The sequence below is a fragment of the Paenibacillus sp. 1011MAR3C5 genome, assembly GCF_003591485.1.
Classification (GTDB): Bacteria; Bacillota; Bacilli; order Paenibacillales; family Paenibacillaceae; genus Pristimantibacillus.
The window spans coordinates 298,545-322,242 of the sequence record NZ_QZCF01000005.1 but is presented as its reverse complement, the minus strand read 5'-3'; the positions used below and the strand labels follow the sequence as shown (position 1 = coordinate 322,242).

At 51.2% G+C, this 23,698-nt stretch carries 19 protein-coding genes; 2 read left to right on the top strand and 17 right to left on the bottom strand.

All coding sequences use genetic code 11. The features are described from left to right. Window positions 1-15: 15 nt before the first annotated feature. The 6 genes from pflA to D3P07_RS17340 form a co-directional block, all read right to left on the bottom strand. Window positions 16-753, bottom strand: a complete 738-nt coding sequence (pflA, locus tag D3P07_RS17370; protein ID WP_119801511.1) for a pyruvate formate-lyase-activating protein — start codon at window positions 751-753, stop codon at window positions 16-18. Between the two features lie 38 nt (window positions 754-791). Next, entirely contained in the window at window positions 792-3,062 is a 2,271-nt protein-coding gene (gene pflB / locus D3P07_RS17365; protein WP_119801510.1) for a formate C-acetyltransferase, read from the bottom strand. 72 nt (window positions 3,063-3,134) lie between these two features. Further along, on the bottom strand, window positions 3,135-3,743 hold the full coding sequence (mobA, locus tag D3P07_RS17360) for a molybdenum cofactor guanylyltransferase (protein ID WP_259391557.1): 609 nt from the start codon (window positions 3,741-3,743) through the stop codon (window positions 3,135-3,137). A gap of 75 nt (window positions 3,744-3,818) precedes the next feature. Further along, complete coding sequence (gene adhE / locus D3P07_RS17355) at window positions 3,819-6,425, bottom strand: bifunctional acetaldehyde-CoA/alcohol dehydrogenase (protein ID WP_119801509.1); 2,607 nt, start codon at window positions 6,423-6,425, stop codon at window positions 3,819-3,821. A 122-nt stretch (window positions 6,426-6,547) separates the two neighbouring features. Next, on the bottom strand, window positions 6,548-7,129 hold the full coding sequence (locus D3P07_RS17350) for a hemerythrin domain-containing protein (protein ID WP_119801508.1): 582 nt from the start codon (window positions 7,127-7,129) through the stop codon (window positions 6,548-6,550). Between the two features lie 248 nt (window positions 7,130-7,377). Beyond that, the gene (locus D3P07_RS17340) at window positions 7,378-8,307 is read right to left on the bottom strand and encodes a poly(ethylene terephthalate) hydrolase family protein (protein WP_119801506.1); all 930 of its coding nucleotides are present in this window, start codon (window positions 8,305-8,307) and stop codon (window positions 7,378-7,380) included. Between the two features lie 187 nt (window positions 8,308-8,494). Here D3P07_RS17340 and D3P07_RS17335 point away from each other — a divergent pair, with 187 nt between their 5' ends. Then, complete coding sequence (locus D3P07_RS17335) at window positions 8,495-9,568, top strand: copper resistance D family protein (RefSeq protein WP_119801505.1); 1,074 nt, start codon at window positions 8,495-8,497, stop codon at window positions 9,566-9,568. A 170-nt stretch (window positions 9,569-9,738) separates the two neighbouring features. Here the strand turns inward: D3P07_RS17335 and D3P07_RS17330 are convergent, their stop codons facing one another. From D3P07_RS17330 to D3P07_RS17315, 4 genes are all read right to left on the bottom strand, one after another. Continuing rightward, on the bottom strand, window positions 9,739-10,281 hold the full coding sequence (locus D3P07_RS17330) for a hypothetical protein (protein ID WP_147384533.1): 543 nt from the start codon (window positions 10,279-10,281) through the stop codon (window positions 9,739-9,741). 113 nt (window positions 10,282-10,394) lie between these two features. Further along, window positions 10,395-10,616, bottom strand: coding sequence for a hypothetical protein (locus D3P07_RS17325; RefSeq protein WP_119801503.1), 222 nt, complete (start codon window positions 10,614-10,616; stop codon window positions 10,395-10,397). A gap of 430 nt (window positions 10,617-11,046) precedes the next feature. Further along, the gene (locus D3P07_RS17320; protein WP_119801502.1) at window positions 11,047-11,964 is read right to left on the bottom strand and encodes an ABC transporter permease; all 918 of its coding nucleotides are present in this window, start codon (window positions 11,962-11,964) and stop codon (window positions 11,047-11,049) included. Then, window positions 11,964-12,848, bottom strand: a complete 885-nt coding sequence (locus D3P07_RS17315; protein ID WP_119801501.1) for an ABC transporter permease subunit — start codon at window positions 12,846-12,848, stop codon at window positions 11,964-11,966. The genes D3P07_RS17320 and D3P07_RS17315 overlap by 1 nt, the downstream gene beginning before the upstream one ends. 215 nt (window positions 12,849-13,063) lie before the next feature. On the opposite strand from D3P07_RS17315, the gene D3P07_RS17310 reads away from it, so the two are divergent. After that, entirely contained in the window at window positions 13,064-13,264 is a 201-nt protein-coding gene (locus tag D3P07_RS17310) for a DUF6199 family natural product biosynthesis protein (protein WP_119801500.1), read from the top strand. 60 nt (window positions 13,265-13,324) lie between these two features. Here D3P07_RS17310 and D3P07_RS17305 read toward each other — a convergent pair whose 3' ends face one another. The 7 genes from D3P07_RS17305 to D3P07_RS17275 form a co-directional block, all read right to left on the bottom strand. Then, the gene (locus D3P07_RS17305; protein WP_119801499.1) at window positions 13,325-14,416 is read right to left on the bottom strand and encodes a DUF3626 domain-containing protein; all 1,092 of its coding nucleotides are present in this window, start codon (window positions 14,414-14,416) and stop codon (window positions 13,325-13,327) included. A 205-nt stretch (window positions 14,417-14,621) separates the two neighbouring features. After that, complete coding sequence (gene metE / locus D3P07_RS17300) at window positions 14,622-16,907, bottom strand: 5-methyltetrahydropteroyltriglutamate--homocysteine S-methyltransferase (protein WP_119801498.1); 2,286 nt, start codon at window positions 16,905-16,907, stop codon at window positions 14,622-14,624. A gap of 141 nt (window positions 16,908-17,048) precedes the next feature. After that, complete coding sequence (locus D3P07_RS17295) at window positions 17,049-17,951, bottom strand: LysR family transcriptional regulator (RefSeq protein WP_119801497.1); 903 nt, start codon at window positions 17,949-17,951, stop codon at window positions 17,049-17,051. Between the two features lie 192 nt (window positions 17,952-18,143). After that, window positions 18,144-19,874 carry a proline--tRNA ligase gene (locus D3P07_RS17290; RefSeq protein ID WP_119801496.1) on the bottom strand — a complete coding sequence of 577 codons (1,731 nt, stop codon included), beginning with the start codon at window positions 19,872-19,874 and terminating at the stop codon, window positions 18,144-18,146. A 365-nt stretch (window positions 19,875-20,239) separates the two neighbouring features. Further along, on the bottom strand, window positions 20,240-21,310 hold the full coding sequence (locus tag D3P07_RS17285) for an undecaprenyldiphospho-muramoylpentapeptide beta-N-acetylglucosaminyltransferase (RefSeq protein WP_119801495.1): 1,071 nt from the start codon (window positions 21,308-21,310) through the stop codon (window positions 20,240-20,242). A 158-nt stretch (window positions 21,311-21,468) separates the two neighbouring features. Further along, window positions 21,469-22,665: a DNA ligase D gene (gene ligD, locus D3P07_RS17280; RefSeq protein WP_259391556.1), complete on the bottom strand. Its 1,197-nt coding sequence runs from the start codon at window positions 22,663-22,665 to the stop codon at window positions 21,469-21,471. Between the two features lie 209 nt (window positions 22,666-22,874). Then, a complete protein-coding gene (locus D3P07_RS17275) occupies window positions 22,875-23,657 on the bottom strand; it encodes a GNAT family N-acetyltransferase (RefSeq protein WP_119801493.1) in 783 nt (260 codons plus the stop codon). Window positions 23,658-23,698 lie beyond the last annotated feature (41 nt).

Here is a 23,698-nt window from a genome sequence, read left to right as displayed (position 1 = left end):
ATCTCCCTGGTTGCATTATGCGAGCAAAGCGCTTCGCTCCCTGGCGGCCTCGATGATCCCTTTGGCGCGGTTGACCTCCCGCTCCGTCGGAGACTGCACATCGTCCAGCGTATACTCACGACCAAGCTGCTGCCACTTGTATACACCCATCCGGTGATAGGGCAGAAGCTCCAGCTTCTCGACCGCTGACAGCTTGCCAACAAATTCGCCTAGCGCTTGCAGATCTGCTGCATGATCCGTCACGCCGGGGATCAGCACATGCCTGATCCACATCGGCTGCTTCCGGGCCGATAGCCACTGCGCAAATGCGATGATGCGTTCATTAGGCTGTGTGGTCAACCATTGATGCTTCTCTCTATTCATCTGCTTCAGATCAAGCAAGACCAAATCTGTGTAGCGCATCAGCTCTGCCGCATGGCTCGGCTCGCAAAAGCCTGAACTGTCGAGGGCTGTATGCAGACCGTACCTTTCCTTGCATGCCTTGAACAGCTCGGCGACGAAGGGGGCCTGTAGAGTAGGCTCCCCTCCTGTCACCGTTACGCCTCCGCCTGATGCCCGGTAATAGGGCAAATAGGGCTCAAGCTCCTGTAAGATGTCGTCTACCGTTACTTGTCGTCCGCTGGAAGTGTCCCAGGTGTCGGGATTATGGCAAAACCGGCACTGCAATGCGCAGCCCTGCATGAACAGGACAAAGCGAATGCCTGGTCCGTCCACGGTACCGAACGTTTCGATGGAATGAATCCGGCCTTTCATGCGGGTCACGCTCCTCTCATGATGACGTTCACGCCTCTTTACACCTCGCCGTGGAACGTACGGTTGATGACATCCAGCTGCTGCTCTCTGGTAAGCCTGATGAAGTTGACGGCATACCCCGATACGCGGATTGTCAGCTGCGGATATTGCTCAGGATGCTCCATGGCATCCAGCAATTGCTCGCGGTTGAAGACGTTCACGTTCAGATGATGACCGCCGCTTAAGGCGTAGCCGTCGAGCAAGGCTGCAAGGTTGGAGACACGCTCATCATCGGCTTTGCCCAGCGCCTTCGGTATGATCGAGAACGTGTTGGATATCCCGTCCAGGCTGTGCGTATACGGAATCTTCGCGACAGATGCCAGGGATGCAAGCGCCCCTTTGCGGTCACGGCCATGCATCGGATTCGCCCCCGGCGCAAACGGCTCTCCGGCTTTGCGGCCGTCAGGCGTGCTGCCGGTCTTCTTCCCATATACCACGTTCGAAGTAATCGTAAGCACGGACATCGTCGGAATCGCATTGCGATAAGCCTTATGCTTGCGAAGCCTGTTCATGAAGCCTTCTGCAAGTCCGACGGCGATATCGTCAACGCGGTCGTCGTTGTTGCCGTATTGCGGGAAGTCGCCTTCAATCTCGAAGTCTACCGCGATGCCCTGCTCGTTGCGAATTGGGCGCACCTTCGCGTACTTAATTGCGCTTAAGCTGTCCGCCACGACTGAGAGACCGGCAATGCCGCAAGCCATCGTCCGCACGATATCCCGGTCATGCAGCGCCATCTCGATCCGCTCGTAGCAGTACTTGTCATGCATATAGTGTATGACGTTCAGCGTGTTCATGTACAGCCTTGCCAGCCAATCCTGCACAATATCGAACTTCGCTTTCACCTCTTCATAATCAAGCACATCCGACGTAATCGGCGCAATGGCAGGTCCGATCTGCCCGCCCAGCTTCTCGTCTACTCCGCCGTTGACCGCGTAGAGAAGTGCCTTCGCCAGGTTGGCGCGTGCGCCGAAGAACTGCATCTGCTTCCCAATCCGCATGGCCGATACACAGCACGCAATGCCATAGTCATCTCCAAAGTGCGGACGCATCAGGTCATCATTCTCGTATTGGATGGAGCTAGTCTCTGCCGAGACGCGGGCGCAATAACGCTTGAACGCTTTCGGCAGCTGTGTCGACCAAAGCACCGTCAAGTTCGGCTCCGGCGCAGGTCCGAGATTATAGAGCGTATGCAGGAAGCGGAAGGAGTTGCGCGTGACGCGCGTCTTGCCGTTCAATCCCATGCCGCCAAGCGCTTCGGTGACCCAGGTCGGATCGCCGCTGAATAGTTCATTGTAATCCGGTGTGCGCAGAAACTTCACGATCCGCAGCTTCATGACGAAGTGGTCGACCAGCTCTTGGGCTTCGCTTTCCGTCAATGCGCCTTCTCTCAGATCGCGGTCGATATAGATATCGAGGAAGCTGGACACCCGGCCCAAGCTCATCGCCGCGCCATTCTGCTCTTTGATCGCGGCAAGATAAGCGAAGTACAGCCACTGCACCGCATCCTTCGCATTCTCTGCCGGTGCGGAAATATCATAGCCGTATGCGGCAGCCATCTTCTTCAGCTCCGCCAAGCTGCGAATTTGTTCGGAGAGCTCTTCCCGAAGCAGAATAACCTCTTCCGTCATGGCGTCCACTTCCAGCTGGAGCAGCTCTTCCTTCTTCGAGGCAATCAGTCGATCTACACCGTACAGGGCGACCCGGCGATAATCGCCAATAATGCGTCCGCGCCCATATGCGTCAGGCAAGCCCGTAATGATGCCTGCTCTGCGAGCGGCACGCATCTCTGTTGTATAAGCGTCGAATACACCTTGGTTATGCGTTTTGCGAATGGTTGTGAACAGCTCCTCCAGCTCTGGCGCCAGCTTGTAGCCGTATGCATCGCAAGCATCTGCCGCCATCCGGATGCCGCCGTACGGCTGAACCGCGCGCTTCAGCGGAGCGTCCGTCTGCAAGCCGACAATCTTCTCCTTGGACTGATCAATATAGCCCGGCGCATGCGACGTAATCGAAGACACCGTATGGACGTCGATATCATGTACGCCGCCTCGCTCGCGCTCTTCCTTGAGCAGTTGGCTAACCTGATTCCATAAGACTTCCGTGTTCTCCGTCGGACCTGCAAGGAAGCTCTCGTCACCTTCATAGGACGTAAGGTTGTGTTCGATGAAGGACGGAACGTCAACCCCCTTCTGCCAGCTTCCTACCACGAATCCGCGCCAGGCTTCAGGTGTGCCGGACCGGTCCGTGATTTGCTTCTCTGTCATTGCCATATGAAACACCTCCGTTATAAGGTAATCTTACGATGTTCCCGCACGCTTCTCTATGACATTGCTCACAGCAGGCTAACCTGTTTTCACTGTGCTGCGCACGATACGTTCATAATCTTCCTCCGTCTGAATCGATTGAACGAATCCGCTAGGGATGCCGTTCTCTTGGAAGAGCCACTCACTGCCCCTCTGCCACTTGATTTGATTGAGTAATGCGGACTTGCTGGAGTAACCGCCTTTAAGCAGCTTCTCAATCGGCTCGGCGCTGGATCGGTCATAGACGCCATGCAGCGGATAGGCTTTGCCCTTCACCCATGGAATAACGGCGTCCAGCCCTTCCTGCATCTGCGTCAAGAGCAGCTTGGCGGCGTCAGCGGATGGGTATGGCATATGACAGCCGAGCAGCCACACATGCCGGTGCCTTGCAAGCGCAAGCCCGGCATGCATGCCGCTCAGCAGCCCATGACCGATAAAGTAATCGGTTATGATGCGGATATCCCGGTCAACAACGCGAAGAAACGGCTGCGGATCGTTGGTGACAATTGTGATCTCGCTGCAGCAGGATTGCATCTCACGGATTTGCCGATGAAGCATAATTTCCCCGTCCACCTCCAGAAAAGCCCGGTTGCGACCGTTCATGCGGGGGTGATTGCCGCCCGCCAAAATTACGCCTGACATCATCATAATTGCTCCTCCCATCTGAAGTTGATGAAAAAGGAGCTGCCGATCTTAAGGCGATCGGCAGCTCTCCCTGTTCGCTTAGAAGTTGCCGTAGAATGCGTTGCGGTAGACGTCCGCAAGCTCCTTCACCAGCGGCATTCGCGGGTTCGCAGTTGTACATTGGTCCTCGAACGCCCGGTCTGCCAAATAATCGACCTTCGCCTCGAAGTCGGCCGGGTCAACGCCAAGCTCCTGGAATTTCTCCGGAATGCCAAGCGATTGATTCAGCTTGCGAATCGCTTCGATCAAGCTGTTCACGCCTTCCGCCGTCGTGCGGGCAGGTAAGCCCAACATGCGGGAGATCTCCGCATAACGTTCGTCGGCGACGAAATGGCTGTATTTCGGGAACGAAGCGAACTTGGTCGGCTTCTGCGCATTGTAGCGGATGACATGCGGCATCAGAATTGCATTCGTCCGTCCATGCGCCGTATGGTATTCGCCGCCCCACTTATGCGCCAAGCTGTGGTTAATGCCCAGGAAAGCATTCGCGAAAGCCATGCCGGCAATCGTCGAAGCGTTATGCATCTTCTCACGAGCAAGCGGATCAGCTGTATGATACGATTTCTCCAGGTTTTGGAATACAAGCCTGATAGCATGAAGCGCGAGTCCATCCGTATAATCGCTTGCCATCACCGATACATACGATTCAATCGCATGGGTCAGGACGTCCATGCCGGTATCCGCAACAGCGGTCTTCGGCAAGCTATAGACAAATTCAGGATCGATAATGGCGACATCCGGCGTCAGCTCGTAGTCGGCCAGCGGGTACTTGGTATGGCCTTCCTGCTTGTCGGTAATGACCGCGAACGAAGTCACCTCCGAGCCGGTGCCCGATGTGGTCGGGATCGCAACAAACTGGGCCTTCTCCCCAAGTCTCGGATACTTATAGACACGCTTGCGAATATCCAGGAACTTCTGCTTGAGCGAATGGAAGTCGGTCTCCGGGTATTCATAGAAGAGCCACATCGCCTTCGCCGCATCCATCGGCGAGCCTCCGCCAAGCGCGATAATACAGTCCGGCTTGAAGCCGTCCATCAGCCGCGTCCCGCGCTCTACCGTCTCAACCGACGGATCGGGCTCGACATCCGCGAACACTTCAATCGATACCGGGGTTACCCGCTTCCTCAAGTAATACTCCAGCTTCTCCACATAACCCAGTTTCACCATCATCTCATCGGTGACGACGAGCACGCGCGAGATGCCCGGCATCTTCTCCAGGTATTGGGTAGCGCCCTTCTCGAAATAAATTTTCGGCGGAATCTTGAACCACTGCATATTAACCGTACGATAGGCTACACGCTTAATATTGAGCAGGTTCACGGCCGTTACGTTCGACGTCGTGGAGTTATGGCCGTACGAGCCGCAGCCAAGCGTCAGTGACGGCAGGTTCGTATTGTACAAATCGCCGATCGCGCCATGCGTCGAAGGCGAGTTGACGATGACCCGGCCCGTCTTCAGCCGGTCTGCAAAGGCTTGAATCACCTCGTCATTCTGCGAATGAATGACCGAGGAGTGGCCTAGTCCGCCAAAGGCGACCACTTCCGCCGCCCGCTCAATGCCTTGCGCCGCCGTCTTCACTTTGTAGCAGGCCAGTACAGGACTCAGCTTCTCGGCAGATAGCGGGAACGCAGGCCCTACGCCTCCAAGCTCGGCGACCAGGATCTTCGTTTCTTGCGGCACTTCGATACCGGCCATCTCGGCAATCTTGACTGCCGGCTGGCCAACGATCACACCATTGACGGCGCATTTCTCGCTGTTAATGACCAGCTTCGAGACCGCTTCCGTCTCGGCCTTGTTCAGGAAGTAACAGCTATTGTCCTTCATCAGCTTGCGCACTTGGTCGTAGACAGGCTCTTCAATAATAACCGCTTGCTCGGAAGCGCAAATCATGCCATTGTCGAACGTCTTGGATAGAATCAGATCGGTAACAGCTTGCCGCAGGTCCGCCGATTGTTCAATAAAGCACGGTACGTTGCCAGGTCCTACGCCAAGCGCCGGCTTGCCTGTGCTGTATGCGGACTTCACCATCGCCGATCCCCCGGTGGCGAGCACAAGAGCAACATCGGGGTGATTCATCAGCTGCTGGGTCGCTTCCACGGAAGGTGTGGCAATCCACTGAATACAGTGTGCAGGCGCACCGCTCGCCACTGCCGCTTTCAATAACGTCTGGGCTGCGGCTGCACTGCTATTCTGTGCGGACGGATGGAAGGCAAAGATGATCGGATTGCGTGTCTTCGTAGCAATCAGCGCCTTGAACATCGTCGTCGATGTCGGATTCGTCACCGGGGTTACGCCAGCGATAATGCCTACTGGCTCCGCAACCATCCGGTAGTTTTCATAGGCATTCTCTTCGATGATGCCAACGGTCTTCGCGGACTTGATGTTATGGTAGATGTATTCGGTCGCAAAGATGTTTTTGGTCATTTTGTCTTCATAGACACCGCGGCCCGTTTCCTCTACCGCCATCTTCGCAAGCGGCATGTGTTGATCCAGACCGGCCAGCGCCATCGCTTGAACGATACGGTCGATTTGCTCCTGCGACATGGACAGATAGGCTTCCTGTGCGGCTCTTGCTCGTTCGACCAGCTGGCCCACTTCCTCAAGAACGGAACTTTGAACATCTAATTGGCTTGCTTTTACCGCCATAGGTTCCTCCTCCTTGGAGATCTCAATTTAGTTTCCCTATCTCCTTGATGACCTCATCTTAACGGAATGGCGCTTAGAAGACGGTGACATAAATCACGATAAATTGGAAATTTTAATATTTTTTATGAAAATAAGTAGTCCAGGTCGGTTAAAATCTCCTCCGCAAGCGGGAAGATCAGCTCCTCCTCCATTTCGAAGTGCCCGGTCAGAATCAGGCAGCCTTGCGTCAACTGGTCGCAGCCGTCCTTCAGCATCTTCATCAGCGTCAAATCCGGGCGGCCTTTATCCAACATCAGCATGCCGATCAACGTGCGGCTCGTTTGCAGGAACGAATCAAAAAATTGCAGCGCGAGCTCATGATCCTTCTCCAGCACCCACAAGGACGGCAAAATGGTCGGTTCGTCCTTCTGTTTGTAGTAGCGGGAGAATACAGGGAACAGCTCCTCGTCTTCCCACTTCGCGTGGCACTCCAACACTTGCAGCAGCTCTTCCGCTTGTGCCCGAAGCTCCTTCAACATTCGCAGCGTCCCGTAATCGCCGTTGCTGGCTGCCGTCCTTGCGCTAAGCTCGCCCAGCGAGACACAGCTTGCCTTTAATTGCTCGTGCTCCGTCTGAAGTCGAATGGTCAGCTGCATAAAAGCGCTTGGCCTTGCAGAATCATTGGGGTCCAATTTCACTGTTTTAGACGGGGTATGGAACATCATCTCCACCTCCAGTTATCGTTCTGTCAGCTCATTGTCCCCTGTAGTATAAAGGCTTCACGGCGACGCCGCTGTGAGATTTATCACCATTGCGCCATAAAAAAAGAAAGCTTTCCGTCATAGCGAAAGCTTTCTTTTCCAACAGAATCATATTCACCTTTTTAAACGTGTGAGGTGGCCGGGGATACTCTCCACCACACGTTGAAAACCGAAGTTGGATCTTCCACCTGTTAATGTCGTGCATGATCAGGTTATGGTCTACCTTCTCTATCAAGACCTATAGATTGCACACTCTTCCAGTCTTTGTTCCGTAATATCTCCGCTTCATCCCCGGCAAAAGCGGCCATCGCTTCACGGTCATCCATAAGCTGATACCTCATCCACGCTGTCAAATAACCTCTGTGTTTGCCGCCATCTCCCTCGATGGCGGTATGTGCCGCCCCTTTCGCCATGGCCATCATGACCGGTATGTTCGGGTTAGCGTTTTCCAGCGCCAGCTTATTGGATGATGTTGGCGATACGATAAAATCACGGGTTCCCCCCATAATGAAAAAAGGAACCTTCAGTGCCGATGTATTATAGATGTCCTCCGGGTCGCACCACTTTAAATCCGGCAACGCAATCGAGACCACGGTACGTATCGCAACCCCGACTTCATGATTGGTATGTGCGTTAATAACGCCAGTGGAGCCTTGAGAATGGCCTGCCACCGCAATTTGATCCGGATCGATTCGCTTATACAGAGGGCTTGCTGAATCGCCATTACGGGCCAGCATATAGCCGATCGAATTAGCAATTTCTTTGCCCGTTCCGGTCGTTGTACTATAACTATCTATAATAGCAAATCCCCAGGATGCCAGATGCCGAAACAGCTTATCGTAATTGTCAGGCAGCGCCCCTGTTCCGTTACCCCATGCAATAAGAGGATGTGCCTGTTGCGAGTTTTGCTGGTAATAAATCTTGTACAGCAACGCACCTTGATCGTCCTTAATCTCCAGCGTATCTACTTGATATTCGCCTGCTGTCGCATATTTAGCCTCAATGGTTCCTTCTGCATAGGATACCTGGGCTGAGTTCGCCAGAACGTACAGCAGCACGGCAAAGGCGATGATTAGCAGCAGGAGAAAACCTATGGTCCCGCGCGTCCATTTGTTTCCTGCGATCTTTTTCAATTGCAGCATACGCAGATGCAGCTCCCCGCTTTATAACGATTTCTAAGCTAACATGGATTGGTTAATTATGGATAGATTCATATTCAGCTTAATAGAATATCGGCTTTAAACAACTTTTATATGAACATATATTGATTTAGGAGTCGATATGATAAGATAAGTTCTGGCTATTTATTCTTCCGTCGGAGCTGATAACGTGTATATCTACTTGTTTGAGACGCTGCTCTACTTATCCTTCGCCGTTACTGGCGGCTATATCTTGCTCTTGTTTATACCGGAACGCTCCAAGCCGCAACTGAACATACCGCTTGATCTGTTTCAATACGGTTTATTAGCCATTCCCGTCTTCTCGTTTATGTCTATCTTGCGGACAAGCTTCATATTGCGTGAATTTGCAGAGACGATGCCCTATTACGAGCTGCTGCTCATTGTGCTGAAGGATTACAAGTACGGAAACGCATGGATCTGGATCTTGATCGGCGGGACGAGCATTTATGCCGTTACACAGCTGTTCCAGAAAAAAATCTTGCGCTTCAAATGGCCGCTTGCCATCATTTGGGTTCTAACCGTGCTGGCACACGGCTGGGCCAGCCATCCTGCCGGCTTCTCCAGTTGGGGCTTTGTCTACCAATCCGTACATGTTGGAGCTGTGTCAGTCTGGCTGGGCGTCTTGATTCTGGTCGCTTGGTATACAAGGGGCGCCTTGAACTGGAGACCTTTCGTCCGTTGGTACACGCCTTTGGCCATCGGAAGCATGGTTCTGATTCTTGCAGCCGGGCTCGCTATGATGTACATCCTGGTCGATGGCTATATCCGCTCATGGGGAATCAACTATGGCGAGGCGCTGCTGCTCAAGCATCTCGTATTTATACCGCTCCTGCTGCTTGCCTTTATGAACGGCTTTCTATCAAAGGTTACTGGACACGGAACAGATGAGCGCAAACTGATCTGGTGGCTTCGGGCTGAAACCGTTATCGCCGCCGCAATTCTGGCCATCACCGCGTACATGGGCATGCAAGAACCGCCGCATGAAGGCGAGTTCGAAGATCCTGCACCGTCCCTCTTGTTCACTTGGCTGCACGGCGATGCACCGCTGTTGTCCATGCGTTGGCACTGGAACCTTCCTTCGCTCGGACTTATCGTCGTGGGAGTTGCGGCATTAAGCTTGCTGATGGCGAGCTATAAGAACAATCGTCGCGGACCTTTCATCTGGCTTGCTGCTATCGCGGTTCTCTGTCCGTTCGCGGGGCTGCTGCTAGCTGTCTATTAAGGGGTGACAAATCGTGCTGATGGCGATTGATCCACCCTATCCAAGAAATCATAATGAAACATCCGCGCAGCCTATGCGCGGATGTTTCATTATGTCAGCCATTCGGCCTGCTCATGCTCGGATAGGACAGTGAGGCCTTCCCGTCATATTGCCTATCCTCTATTTCTGCATCAGCCTGCATATAAAATGCTTTTCATAAACTCCGTATCACCTTCTTGCAGTGCAAACCAAGATTCCTGCTCTCCATCGATAAGCTGTGCGCTGTTCCGATAAAGATGAAGCTTGATTTCCTCGCCATAATAATAAAATGTGAGCGCCAGCTCGGGCGGTGACGAATCAGCAGGCTTACCAATGACCTTATTCTCCAAGTGATAGAAGGCTTTTGCCATAGCCATAATCTTGCCGGGATGGGTCAAATAGATATCATCGTCCATTCTCACAAGTCCGCTATCGATCATCTTCAAGATTGTCGCCTGTTCTGCTGGGATATATAGCGGTCGATGCATAAAAGCTTTTGCTAATTGATAAACGTCTGAGTTGGCTACAAAATATTCATAGGGATAAATCTCTTCAAATTGAATGATATTCCGCTGTATGATTCGTGCGCGTATAACGCCCTGATCGGTGGTCAGCTCGAATTCCACCGGCTCAACATCGGGTAATGGCGGGCTGCCCGGTTGTATCATGGACTGCACTGCAAATAAATTCGACACAAAAGACAGAATTTCCGAATCCGTTATGGAAACTGCGCCTTGTTCATCAGTTATCTCGATCTTCTCTATTTCAGGAAGGTTCGCTAGAAAAGCCAGTTTCGGATATTGATCCGTTATGGAGAGCGCTGCTTGATTCGCTTCGAGCTTTGCCTTCCAAGCTGCTGCATTCTCCTCAGAGCCAGGAGCTCCGCTTGCAACTGTTCAAGCTGCGCATATAGTTGTTCTGATTCCGTCTCCAGCAGCGATTCCTTCGTGACCGATCCCTCTCGCCCTTCGGTACAACCGGATATCAACAGCCCGATTAGCATAGCACCGATTATCCATTGACGCTTCATCCACTCGCGCCCCCCCCCAGATTTCCTCACGCTACATTAACATCTTATACCAATAAACTCAATATGAGGATAAAAGGTTGCATCACTCATCCTTTTAAAACAAAATAAAAAGACTGCCGAACGGATATCCGACAGCCCGCACATATAGAGAATTGAAGAGTACGAATTTTAATGGATAACTACATGATACTAACCGCAATACCGACAATCAATAGCAGGCCCATTCCAAGCCAAACTTTCTTTCGAATCATCATATCCTCCCGCAGACTGATTTTAAAAGGAGAACACTTCTGACAAGGGGATAGTTGCATTCTTTCTCAAATTCCCCATAATAACATACAGTATTTTTAACAGATTCCACTGTACTCACAGGTCCTTCACACGACAAAAGCCAATGACCATAACGATCATCAGCTTTAACAAGTGTCGATTATAGATGAGAGAACTTGGAAAACATCTTGCCGTATCGCTTCTCAAGGCCTTTGGATACCAGATGGAACCCAAGGATTAATATCACATATGCGGCCAGTGGCACATAGAACATCCATTGATTGACGTAGAAGTTCATTCGGTTCTGGCCAATCAGCCCGCCCCATTCGTTTGTACGACTGTAGTATTCCGGCGGATCGGGATACATCGTTGTACCGCCAACGAATATTTGGAATATCGCTAACTGTCCGAACAGGGTCAGAATAAGAATAATTTCTTGTACGATTAAGATCAGGAAGCTTTCCTTCAGATGCGGGAGCAGATGGGAGCGAATAATCTTCCAGCCTCCCGCGCCAAGCGATTCGGAAGCCTGTACGAATTGCTTCTCGCGAATAACCAGCGTCTTCTCCTTCACCGTCGATGCGACAGACGGCACACCGATGATTAGCAGCACAACCGCTAGCAGCATCGACATCATGAACGGCGAAGCATTCGGATTGATGGTGATGCCGATCATGATCAGCCATACGATTAGAAAGATCGGAATCCCGTTCAGCATGCTCCAGAATGAATGGCCCTTTTTCTCCGTGCCCTGCTTGCCGTAATAGCCCAGCATCAAACCAATTAATCCCCCAATGACGACACGTGCAACCGCAATGCCAATCGCCAGGAAGAGGGTATACTTGGCGCCATGCAGGAGCTTTGTCAAGAGATCATAACCGTTTTTATCTGTCCCCAGCGGGTATTCGGCGCTTGGAGCAACGGGAGGCGCAATGACCATGCCTTCCCCGTCTTCGCCCACAATATATTCAATCTTGAGCTGATCCTCCAGCCCATGCGGAGCGAGAAGCGGACCGAAGAGAGCAATGAAGATCATCGTTCCGGTGATCATCAAGCCTGCAAGCAACGTCTTGTTCATCACTCGAACACCTTCCCTAATACAAATAGAAAAACTCTCAATATGGCATAGCCCAACCCGTAGAGGAGTAGAAACGACAACAGTCCGTTCACGACGATATCATATTGATATTCTCCACCAACGAAGGCATGAGCGAAGATAAGCATCGACACACCTTTATTATTGAACAGGTATTCCACGATAAACAGATTGCCCATCACAATGCCCATCAGCTTATGCAGATCGCCCTTCACATAAGGCAGCACATTCGGCAGACCGTGATAAAAAATGATATACAGCTTGCCCAAGCCCTTGGCTTTGGCGTTGCTGATATAGTCTTCCGTTAGCGTCAGCTTCATCTGCATCGCCACATTGCGCAGCATATAATTTGCCGGAATGATAATCATTGCCAGAAGCGGAAGCACAACCGCCGGATCATCTGCGCTTAATGTCGCCACCTCGAACAAAACAACGCCGGTTTCTTTGGCAATAAGCACAATGATAAATTGCAAGAGCAGCACGATCACAAAATCAGGCAGCGCGCCGATGAAATCGGCAAGGCTCTTCGCCCAGCCCGCCTTCGAGACGGCAAAGTAAATCCCGATGAATATGCCAATCAATGAACCTAGCATGCTTGCAGCCGTCACATAATAGAATGAAGTGAGAAAGTAGCTGCCGATGCGATCCCAGAAGTGATGTTCATTTTTGCCCGAATAGTAGGTGAATGATTCCCCTGTCCATAGACCTGCGACATAATCCTTGAAGCTTTGGTAGCCTTGTCCCCATGAAAATTGCAACCCGCCATCGCCGGGACCGAAGTGAAGGACGACAGGCATCATGGCGAATAGACATACGAAAAGGATTATGCCTGGAATAATAATCGTCATTTGTGCCGCTTTCGGCATAACGAATGTCCCTTCTCTCTCTTCTATCAATTGGATAAATTTATTATAGCTGTAACCTTGACCGTTTCATAAGTCCAAAATTTTACATAAAAAAATAACCGCCTAAGCCTACTTGCTGTTGGCTGAATCCTAATGGATAAGCCAAATGTAAATAAGGGAGATATCGGAACCAATTCCTTGTTTTTCACGTATTTCTTTGTAAAGGAGTTGATCAAATGTTCGTTTTTATTGGGTTAATCTTCATTGCATTTGGCGTCCTTTATCTCGTAAAACCTGACTTCGCTTGGTACATCAATGAAGGCTGGAAAGTGAAAGGCGACTCGGAACCGAGCGAAGGCTATCTGATGATGACCCGATTTGGCGGTGTCGTTCTTTTAATCGTCGGCACGATATTTTTATTAAGCCTATTTTTCTGACGAGTCTACGGGGAGCGGAGTTTACGTCAGCTTGCGATGAGCTCTGCACATGGCTTTTCTTTATATTGGAAAGGGACTGCCGTATCGAACCAGCACATGCCACAATAATTTCAGCTCTTGCAGCATAGCCTTAGCGCTACCCCGATCGCTCCATGCATCGGGATGCCTTACGACCTCCGCTGCAGCCGCTCCAATGGTATGGGCATTGATCCTTCCGTTCACCGCAATCCTCTGGGCCAAGGAAGGCATCGCTGGGCCTCGGAAATTAGAAGGCACATCCGCAACAGCCAGCGAATAGCCCATATGCCAAAACAGCCTGATGTCATATAGAAGGCATAAACGCTCCAGCAGCTCTCCTGTCTTCGTACCTTTAAAGGACGGGTCGGCGACAAGCGATTCCGCATCTTCTTTCAATGAAACAGTCCCGTGTATCTGTGCTTCAATATAGTGATTCAGATTGCGCATGGCAAGCCTATGCGACGGTTCGATAAGCGGAAGGCCAAGCTTGTGAATCAGATGCTCCAACAGCTTGCCGGGTGTCAGTTCTCTCTCCCCCAAGGCAGACTCGTTCTGAAAGGCGTCTCTCAACAAAGCGGCCAGAATCATGCTGAACTGAGCACTCGTTCCCTTCTCCTCCGGCTCCTGATGCGAATCCATATATGTGAACGTGCAGCGGCGGGTAACATTCGGTCGCAGTAGAAAATAACATGAGCCGAATCGGGGAGCAGGACCGTCAGGATGAAGCATCAGGTTTAGCGCTCCGTACTTGGGCCGCTCGGCATTCGTCGTCCCCTCCGTCTGGTAAGCCCCTCCGAACAGCCGCTCCTCCCATACATCCCTTTGGCCGCCAGGATAGGCGGAGACACTCCCATTAGATAGAAACGTCTCGAACTGGCTCTTATAGACGCCTTCCTCCAGCAGCGCCTCCGCAATACTCTTCATGGCCGGATTCAGACGGTCGGGATGAAAATGCAAGGCGACACGAGCATGTTGATTCATACTCGCCACTGCTTGCTCCAGCGTCTCGCCGTGTATATTGGACATCGCAAGAACTTCTTCTATGATCGACGCCGCATCGTCCTTGCGAGATTGCGCGTATGCTGCAATATGATCGATTGCCAGCTGCTGCGCTGGCGTTAAGCAGTGGGACATGTTGGTCTCTCCTATTCTAGCTGATCTGATCCTTGAATTGGATTAAATCATATTACCACAATAGCCGTTTTCGTGTGAAGGACGAGAATAAGCTATAGTTATTTTCGATTATATGGAAAGAAAAAGAGGAACAAAACGCCACGCGTCTGCTCCTCTATATGAACCCTATCCAATCGTTCTCTCTATCTGATGAATAGAACTTGTATTAAACCTGTACGGCATGCTTCTCGCGAGCAATCTGGGTAGCTTCTACCATGTTGCGCAAGGATGCTACAGTCTCTTCCTGGCCGCGAGTCTTCAGACCGCAGTCCGGGTTGATCCAGAACAGCTTCGGATCAAGTACGCGCAGCGCGCGGTCGATCATATTGGTCATCTCGCCGACACCAGGAACGCGCGGGCTGTGAATGTCGTATACGCCAAGACCGATGCCCAGCTCATACGTATTCTCCTCAAAGCTGTGAATCAGCTCGCCATGGCTGCGGGAAGTCTCAATCGAGATCACGTCCGCATCCATCGCTTCGATGGAACCGATCATATCATGGAATTCGCAATAGCACATATGCGTATGAATTTGTGTCTCAGGCTGTACCGTAGCCGTCGTCAAGCGGAATGCCTTGACCGACCATGCCAGGTATGAGGCCTGATCCTCTTCTTTCAGCGGCAAGCCTTCACGGACAGCCGGCTCATCCACCTGGATCATGCCGATGCCTGCTTGCTCAAGCGCTTCAACCTCTTGTCTAAGCGCATAAGCCAGCTGGTAGGCAATCTGCTCGCGTGTAAGATCATCTCGTACGAACGACCAGTTCATGATCGTAATCGGACCTGTCAGCATGCCTTTGACAGGGCGCGCCGTCTTCGATTGCGCATACTTCGTCTCTTCAACGGTCATCGCTTGCTCGAATGCCACATCACCGAAGATGATTGGCGGCTTCACGCAGCGGGAGCCATAGGATTGAACCCAGCCATATTGCGTGAACGCAAATCCGGCCAGCTTCTCACCGAAGAATTCTACCATATCTGTACGCTCGAACTCGCCGTGCACCAGAACGTCCAGTCCGATCTCTTCTTGAAGCTTAATCCAAAGGTCAATTTGCTCTTGGATAAATGCTTCGTATTGAGCCTCGCTCCATTCTCCCTTGCGCCACAGCTGACGCGCTTTGCGAACCTCCGCAGATTGCGGGAAGCTGCCGATCGTCGTTGTAGGCAGAATAGGAAGCTGCCACTTATTCTGCTGCGCAACATGACGCTCCGCGAACGGCAAACGGCTTGGCTCACCTGCGCTAATAGCCGCAACAGCTTGCTTCACATCATTGCGGTTGCGCTGGCTCGACTCGCTAAGTGCAAGTAGATCTTTGTCGCATTGTGCGATTTCCCCGGCAATTGAAGCTTCGCCGGAAGTCAAAGCTTTCGTCAGCAATACAAGCTCGACCAGCTTTTCGTCTGCAAAAGCAAGGGCGCCCTTCAGCTCAGGCATAAGCTTCGCTTCCTTGCTTACCGTTACCGGCACATGCAGCAGGCTGCAAGAGGATTGTACAATCAGTCGGTCTGGGGACACGAGTCCAGCCAGCTCTTGTGCCAGCGCCAGCTTCTCGCGAAGCGACGCTTTCCAAATACCGCGGCCGTCAATAACGCCAGCACCCAGCACCTTGTCCGATGGGAAGCCGAACTGCTTGATCGCTGCAAGATTCCCCTTCAAGCCATGTACGAAGTCAAGGCCGATGCCTTGAACCGGAAGCTGAACGATAGCCTCATAGTTGTCGACCGATTCAAAATACGTTTGAAGCAAAATGTTCAGGCCGGGAACGGCTTTATTGAGCGTCTCATAGATGCTGCGCAGGCGCTTGATATCCGCCTCATCTGCTTTTGTAACCAGGATCGGCTCATCGATCTGAACCCACTGAACGCCTTCTTGCGCCAGTTCTGTCAGAACCTGTACATACAGTGGAACCAAGCGATCCAACCATGCGTCTGTCTCGAAGGCCTCATAACCTTTTGACAGCTTCAGGAATGTAAGCGGGCCTACAAGGACCGGCTTGCCTTCGATGCCCAGCTTCTCCTTCGCTTCGCGGTAAGCGTTCAATGGCTTGTTCTCCGTCAGCGCAGGCGAAGCGCCGTCCAGCTCAGGCACGATATAATGATAGTTCGTATTGAACCATTTTGTCATTTCACTTGCAGTCGCTTCCTTCGTACCGCGAGCCATGCCGTAATATACCGAAAGCGGTACAGCGCCGCCCTCGTAAAGGAATCTCTTCGGCACGATGCCGAACATAGCCGCTGTATCCAGGATATGATCGTAATAACTGAAGTCATTGACCGGAATCAGATCGATGCCTTGCTCCTTCTGCTTGCGCAAATGATTCAATCGAATATCTTGAAGCTGGCTCTCGAATGCCGATTCCTCCAGCTTGCCTCCCCAGAATGCCTCAAGCGCCTTCTTCCACTCGCGATCCGCTCCGATGCGCGGATACCCCAATACACTGCTCTTCACCATTCTCGCAACACCCCTAAATGAATTGTTACAAGAAAGATAACATGGATTTGTGGATATAGCATAACTGGATTATGCTATGACTAGTTATAGCCATTAGCTATAACAAAGCGCAAAAGGGTTGACAGCCCCGTTAACGTATGACTATTGTCCAATCGCTTGCTTCAGTGCCTCGACATATGACGTGCCCAGCTTGGACAAAGCTACGTTCTTATGGGATATCCACCCCACATTAATGCTTTCATTCACATCCAGCGGAACCGGGATAATTTCGTTGCCATTCAGATCGGAGCTGAGCACGCCTGTAGAGATCGTATATCCGTTCAAGCCAATGAGAAGGTTGAACAGCGTTGCCCTATCGTTCACCCGTATGCTCTTCTTATGAATTAAGGTACTAAGAATTTCCTCGGAAAAGTGGAACGAGTTGTATTCGCCTTGATCGAACGAGAGATTCGGGTAGGGCTGCAAATCCTCGATCTTGACAATGGATTGCTTGGCAAGCGGATTTTTGATGCTGACAAAAATATGCGGCTTGGCCGTGAACAGGCTGGTGAACTGAAGATTGGCGGACTTTAGCAGCTTGTTGATCACTTTTCCGTTGAATTCATTCAAATACAGAATGCCGATTTCGCTGCGCATGCTCTTGACGTCCTCGATAATCTCATAGGTTTTGGTCTCGCGCAGTGCCAGCTCGTATTCGTCCTGGCCGTACTCTTGCACCAAGCTTACAAAAGCATTAACGGCAAAGGCATAGTGCTGAGTGGATACAGAGAAGTGCTGCGGAGAAGGCTTCGCATTCAGATAGCGGCTCTCTAATAATTCGGCTTGCTCCACCACTTGCCGGGCATAGCTGAGAAACTCCGCACCTTCCTTGGAGAGCGAGATGCCCTTATTGGTACGCTCGAAGATGGAGATGTTCATCTCCTCTTCCAGATCCTTGATCGCATTGGACAAGCTTGGTTGGGAGATGAAGAGCCGCTTGGCCGCTTCATTAATGGACCCTCGATTGGCCACTTCTATCACATATTTCAACTGCTGCAGAGTCAAAGAATAGCCTCCTCTTTCCGTGCGTATGCGCCTAAAACTCGGTTTTCCCTATTATACCTAATATGAGGCGCAATAGACGATCCCCTCCATCTGCAAACACTAATACAGTTCGACGTACGAAACTTTATAATCGATAAAATGGAAGACTTTGTTGCGCATTTCATTCAATTGGGAGTCAACCAGCTTTTCTTCTCAAACCTCTGAAATATGGTCAAGGGAAACTGCATTTCGAGCGCGCTCCAACGCCTCTCCAATCCGCAGGAGTTCCTTCCGGAGCGTTCTCCGTTCCGTATATTCCACCATGCCTTGCTCGGCATCCTTCCCGATGACGATCCTTACCGGAATGCCGATTAGGTCAGCGTCCTTGAACTTGACGCCTGGTCGCTCATCCCGGTCATCCAGCAGCACTTCGATTCCCTGGCTCAATAGATGATCATATAATTGTTGCGCTACCTCCATATGACGATCATTCTTGATCGATATCGGGATGAGATGCACATGATACGGCGCGATTGAGACAGGCCAGACAATACCCCACTCATCATGTTGCTGCTCTATGACAGCAGACAGGATGCGAGATACACCAATGCCATAACAACCCATAATGAAAGGCTGATCTTGTCCCGATGAGTTAAGAAACCGTGCATCCAGCTTTTCGCTATATTTGGTACCCAGCTTGAATACATGACCTATCTCAATTCCCCGATGGAACATTAATGTCCCCTGCTTACAACGCGGACAAGGCTCCCCCTCTTTCACATTGCGGAAATCCCCCATTCGGTCATTCGCCAAATCCCGCAGCGGATTGACATGCCGGTAATGATAATCCGCCTCGTTGGCTCCGGCAACTGCTGTCTCCATCCCAACGACAGCACGATCGATCAACAACGGCAAGGACTGACCTACAGGTCCCAGAAATCCAACTGGTACACCTGAAGCAAGCGATATTTCCTCCGAGTCGGCGAGAGTCACATCGGTCGCCTTAAGATAATGCTTCACTTTCAGTTCATTAATTTCATGATCTCCGCGAACGACTACCGCAACCAGCTGATCATCAGCCTTTATGACAAGTGTCTTTATTATTTCTTCTGGCCGAATCTGCATAAATGCTGCCAGTTCGTCGATCGTACGTATGCCGGGCGTGTGCACCTTTTCAAGAGCTTGCGCATCTACCGAGTCTGCTACAGACTTCTCCCTTTGCGGGCCTGATTCTGCTTTCTCCAGATTTGCCGCATAATCGCAATGCGAACAGGCGGCTATCGTATCTTCTCCGATATCAGCCAGCGCCATAAATTCATGTGTGCCGCCCTCGCCGCCAATGGTTCCCGCATCCGCTTCAACAGCGCGGAACCGAATGCCGCAACGATTGAATATCCGGTTATATGCCTCGAACATTTGCCAATACGAACGATCCAGTCCATCTGCATCCATATCGAATGAATAAGCATCCTTCATCAGAAACTCACGTCCCCGCAGCAAGCCATATCGCGGACGGCGTTCATCGCGATACTTCGTCTGAATTTGATAGAGGGTTAGCGGCAGTCTGCGATAGGAATTAATCTCGGACCGAACGAGCGTCGTTATGACTTCCTCATGAGTCGGGCCAAGCGCAAAATCCCGGTTGTGGCGATCCTGCAACCGTATAAGCTCCGGCCCATATTGAGAGTATCTTCCCGACTCCTTCCATAGCTCCGCCGGCTGCATCGCTGGCATGAGCAGCTCTTGCGCTCCCGTCCGATCCATTTCTTCCCTGATTACTTGCTCAACCTTACGCAGTACCCTTCGGCCGAGCGGCAAATACGTGTAAATACCAGCAGCCAGTTGACGTATCATACCAGCTCGCAGCAGGAGCTGATGGCTGACAGCTTCGGCATCCGCTGGCGCTTCCCTCCCTGTCGTGGATAATAAGCGGCTTTGACGCATCCAACATGACCTCCTTTTTATTAAATAGGCAAACGCAAAAAGACGCATTCGTCAGGGACGAATGCGTCGTGGTACCACCCTATATTCGACCGCGGCATGCATCAGCGGTCCTTCTACTGATAACGGCCCAAGGCCGGCAACCGTGCATGAACTCACAATTGCAGCTCGCAAGACAGGTTGGCGTTCTTTCGCAGCGGCAAACCTTTCAGCCTAAGGGTTTCCTCTCTGGAGAGCGAATGGTTGGAACGCGTTGATCTTGGTCCACGCTATTCGGTATCTTTAATTTACATTACTTTACATGAAACAGATAGATACGTCAAGCTGCAAGACAGCGGTGAACACTCTGCTTTTAAGTCTGCCCACTGTTAGTCTTTTGCTGACTCTATAATGATCTTATAGACTGCCGTTAACGCATCTTGTGCTTCATAGCGATCCATGCTGCGAAGGTAGGATTGCTTGTTGCGAGAGATGTCTTGCACAGATGCAAGCAGCGATTCCGAATTCAGTCTCTCTTCATGCAGCACTTTGCAATACCCGCTTCGCTCGAACGATGCCGCATTCAGCAGCTGGTCACCCCTGCTCTGTTGCTTGGTGAGCGGAATAAGCAGCATCGGCTTCCTTAAGGATAGAAACTCAAAGATCGAATTGGAGCCTGCCCGGGAAATGACATAATTGCTCATCGCCAATATATCGGGCAGTTGTTCATTCACATATTCGTATTGGCGGTAATCTGGATACGCAATTCTCTGATCCAGCTGGCCTTTCCCGCACAGATGAATGACCTGATAAGCCTTCGCCAGCTCTGGCAAAGCCTGGCGCACAGCTTCATTGATTCGCCTTGCGCCCAGGCTCCCGCCCATAACTAGAAGCGACGGCTTTCCGTTATCCGGCAGTCCGGTAAAGGACCGCCCGCGCTCCGCGCTGCCTTGCTTTAAGCTCTCGCGGATTACAGCCCCTACATATCGGCTCTTCTTCTCTCCAATCGCGCGCGCTGTCTCTGGAAAGGTGGTGCATATGACCGTAGCGAACGGGCTGGCCAGCCTGTTCGCCAGCCCCGGGGTAATATCGGATTCATGAATGATGACAGGCACTTTATTCATCCAGGCCGCCATGACAACGGGCACGGATACAAATCCGCCTTTGGAGAACACAACATTCGGCTTTTCCTGTTTTAAAATCCGGTAAGCTTGGAAGATGCCTTTGATTACTCGGAACGGGTCCTTCACGTTTTGCCAGGATAAGTAGCGTCTAAGCTTGCCTGTCGATATAGGATGATAGCTGACCTGCGGTAGCTCAGAGACAAGCCGTCTCTCAATCCCGTCGCTTGAACCGATATAGGCTGCGGACCAGCCCTTCTCAGCTAGCTTCGGTATTAAAGCGATGTTCACAGTGACATGGCCCGCAGACCCTCCCCCTGTAAAAATAATATTTTTCATACCGTCACCCGACTATGATTTTTAACCCATTATACTCGATTGGCGGTCATTGTTGCACAGAAGTTCAGTCGTACGCTTCTGCAAGGCATGCCAAAAAACCGTAATATTTGCAGTTGCCATGGAAGATGGGAGATGATCGACAATAGCCTGACAGACCATCATGTGCGGACCATGCTCCTCTCCTTCAGCTTAGCAATGACCTGTTCGAGCCCCTTGTTCTCTTGCTTGAAAAAATCGCTCATTGGACAGGCCATGCGAGTTAGCCGATCCAGAACATACGGAATGTTGAAGGTGCGAACCGATAACTGCTCATGAACCTCCTCCCAATAAAGCGGTGTTGCGACAGTCGCATCTTCGTTCCCTCGCGTCGAGTAAGGACTGATGATCGTTTTGCCCGCAGCATGCTGAATGTAGTCGATGTACAGTCTTCCACCCCGATTCTTCTTCAATCGCTCAATGGTAAAATCGTTCGGAAACTGCTCAACCAAATAATTTGCTATAAAAGACGTAAACACTCTGGCATCGTCATACGTCAACTGGCTGTTTGGCGATATCGGGATATGAATTTGCAGACCCTTTCCGCCCGAGATCTTGGGGAAGCTGATAATGCCGAACGAATCGAAGATGCGTTTCATCTCCGCAGCAGCTTTCACCGCCAGTTGGAACTTCTCGCGGCTTGGCGGGTCCAGATCCAGCACAATTTCGAGCGGACGTTCATTTCCGATCGCTTGAAACGGGATATGATATTCGATCGCCAGTTGATTACCCAGCCAGCATAGCGTAGACAAATCCTTGCAAACGATATACGATTTGTCGCCTTCTTGTTCGGTAGCGATAAAGGAAGGCGCGTAATCGGGGCAATCCTTCTGAAAAAAGGATTCGCCAGGTATCCCCTGTGGATAACGGATTAGCGTTAACGTCCGGTTCCGCAGAAACGGAAGCATATAAGGCGAGATTTGAATGAGGTAGGCGAGATAGCCCTCTTTGTCGATATGAAGGTCCTTCCACACCAGCTTCTCGGGATGCGTAATACGAACCTCGGGATGAACGATAGTATTATCCCTGATCAGCTTATCCCATGTGCATTCCGAAGAAGGAACAGCCAGTTGAAACGAGGTAAAAGCCGGATCGATCAGCTCGCGCTGCACGACGGCTTGGAAGGATAACTCGACGCAGATGGCTGGTGCGACAGCGATAAACGCCCCTTCAGACTGAATTTGATTTTGCAGAATGGTCTGCCTCAGCGTTTCTTTGTCCTTGACATTCAAGCCCTTAAAGAAGTCCCCCATCGGTACGATTGTACGCCCTTCGTACAGGCCCACCGCAAAGGAATCGTCTGTAGAATTCAGCCCCAATATGAAAAAAACGCCTTTATAATGTTCCCTTTGCCGCCGCTTAGGGAATGGTTGGAGAAGCCCGCTGCCCATTTGGTGATGCCCGCCTTTCATCTGGGTTCATTTGGCAATAGCTTGTCCATTCCCGCTGTGAATATCCAGATGGCTGCAACCACGAGAGCCTTAAAAATTGCTCCTGCCGATGCTGACTATTCTTCACTCTCTATCCCTTATAGCTTAAATTGTACGATGTGTTGAAGGCATACGGTCTCAAATCCCAAGGACCGGTACAGTCGAATCGCGCTTGCATTACCCTCTACAACGTTCAAATAAACATGCCCGCTAATCGCCTTGCCTGTGCGTGTCAGCTGTGCGCAGATCCTCCTTCCATATCCGCGATTCCGCCAGTTCGCATCCGTGCCGATATTGCCCAGCTCCACATAGTCCTCTGAGTAAATATGATAGCCGCCAAGTGCGATTAGCTCCTCACCCGACCATATGCCGTAAAAAGGATACTCCAGCTCTTCTCTGGTAAAGGCCATCGTGTTCCATTCAGCCAGCCTCGATTCGATCCGGCTGTAGCTCCCCGGCTCAAGACGTACAACTTGCTCATCCGCAGGCGGAAGCGCCTGCGGGTGGCGATGCTTCATCAGCATAATCGGAGCAGCAGGGCTTACGGTTTCCAGCTGCTCTTCCAAGACGTGCTTGTCTTCTTCATTCACCATACAACTCCCGACTGCTTCTTGGGGCAGCTTTAATCTCTCTTGCATATCGATCATAAGCGGCTTCAAGCGGAAGGTTTCATGCACCGGATAGACAGAAAAGGCATGAAAGGGCATGCCCCTCAAGTAAGCAAGCACGCCCAGCAGCAGTTCACCATTCGCGGAGTAATGACCCACTTGAATCGTGCGAGATCTGCGTGTAGTTAGATAAGAGTAGTATAGAAAGTGCCTCTCTCTGTCAATGGCAGCCAAGATGGCATCCATCTCTTCGAGCTTTAATAATCGAATCATTAGTCTTCTCCTTAGAGTGTTGCTTCATAAATATGATAGTC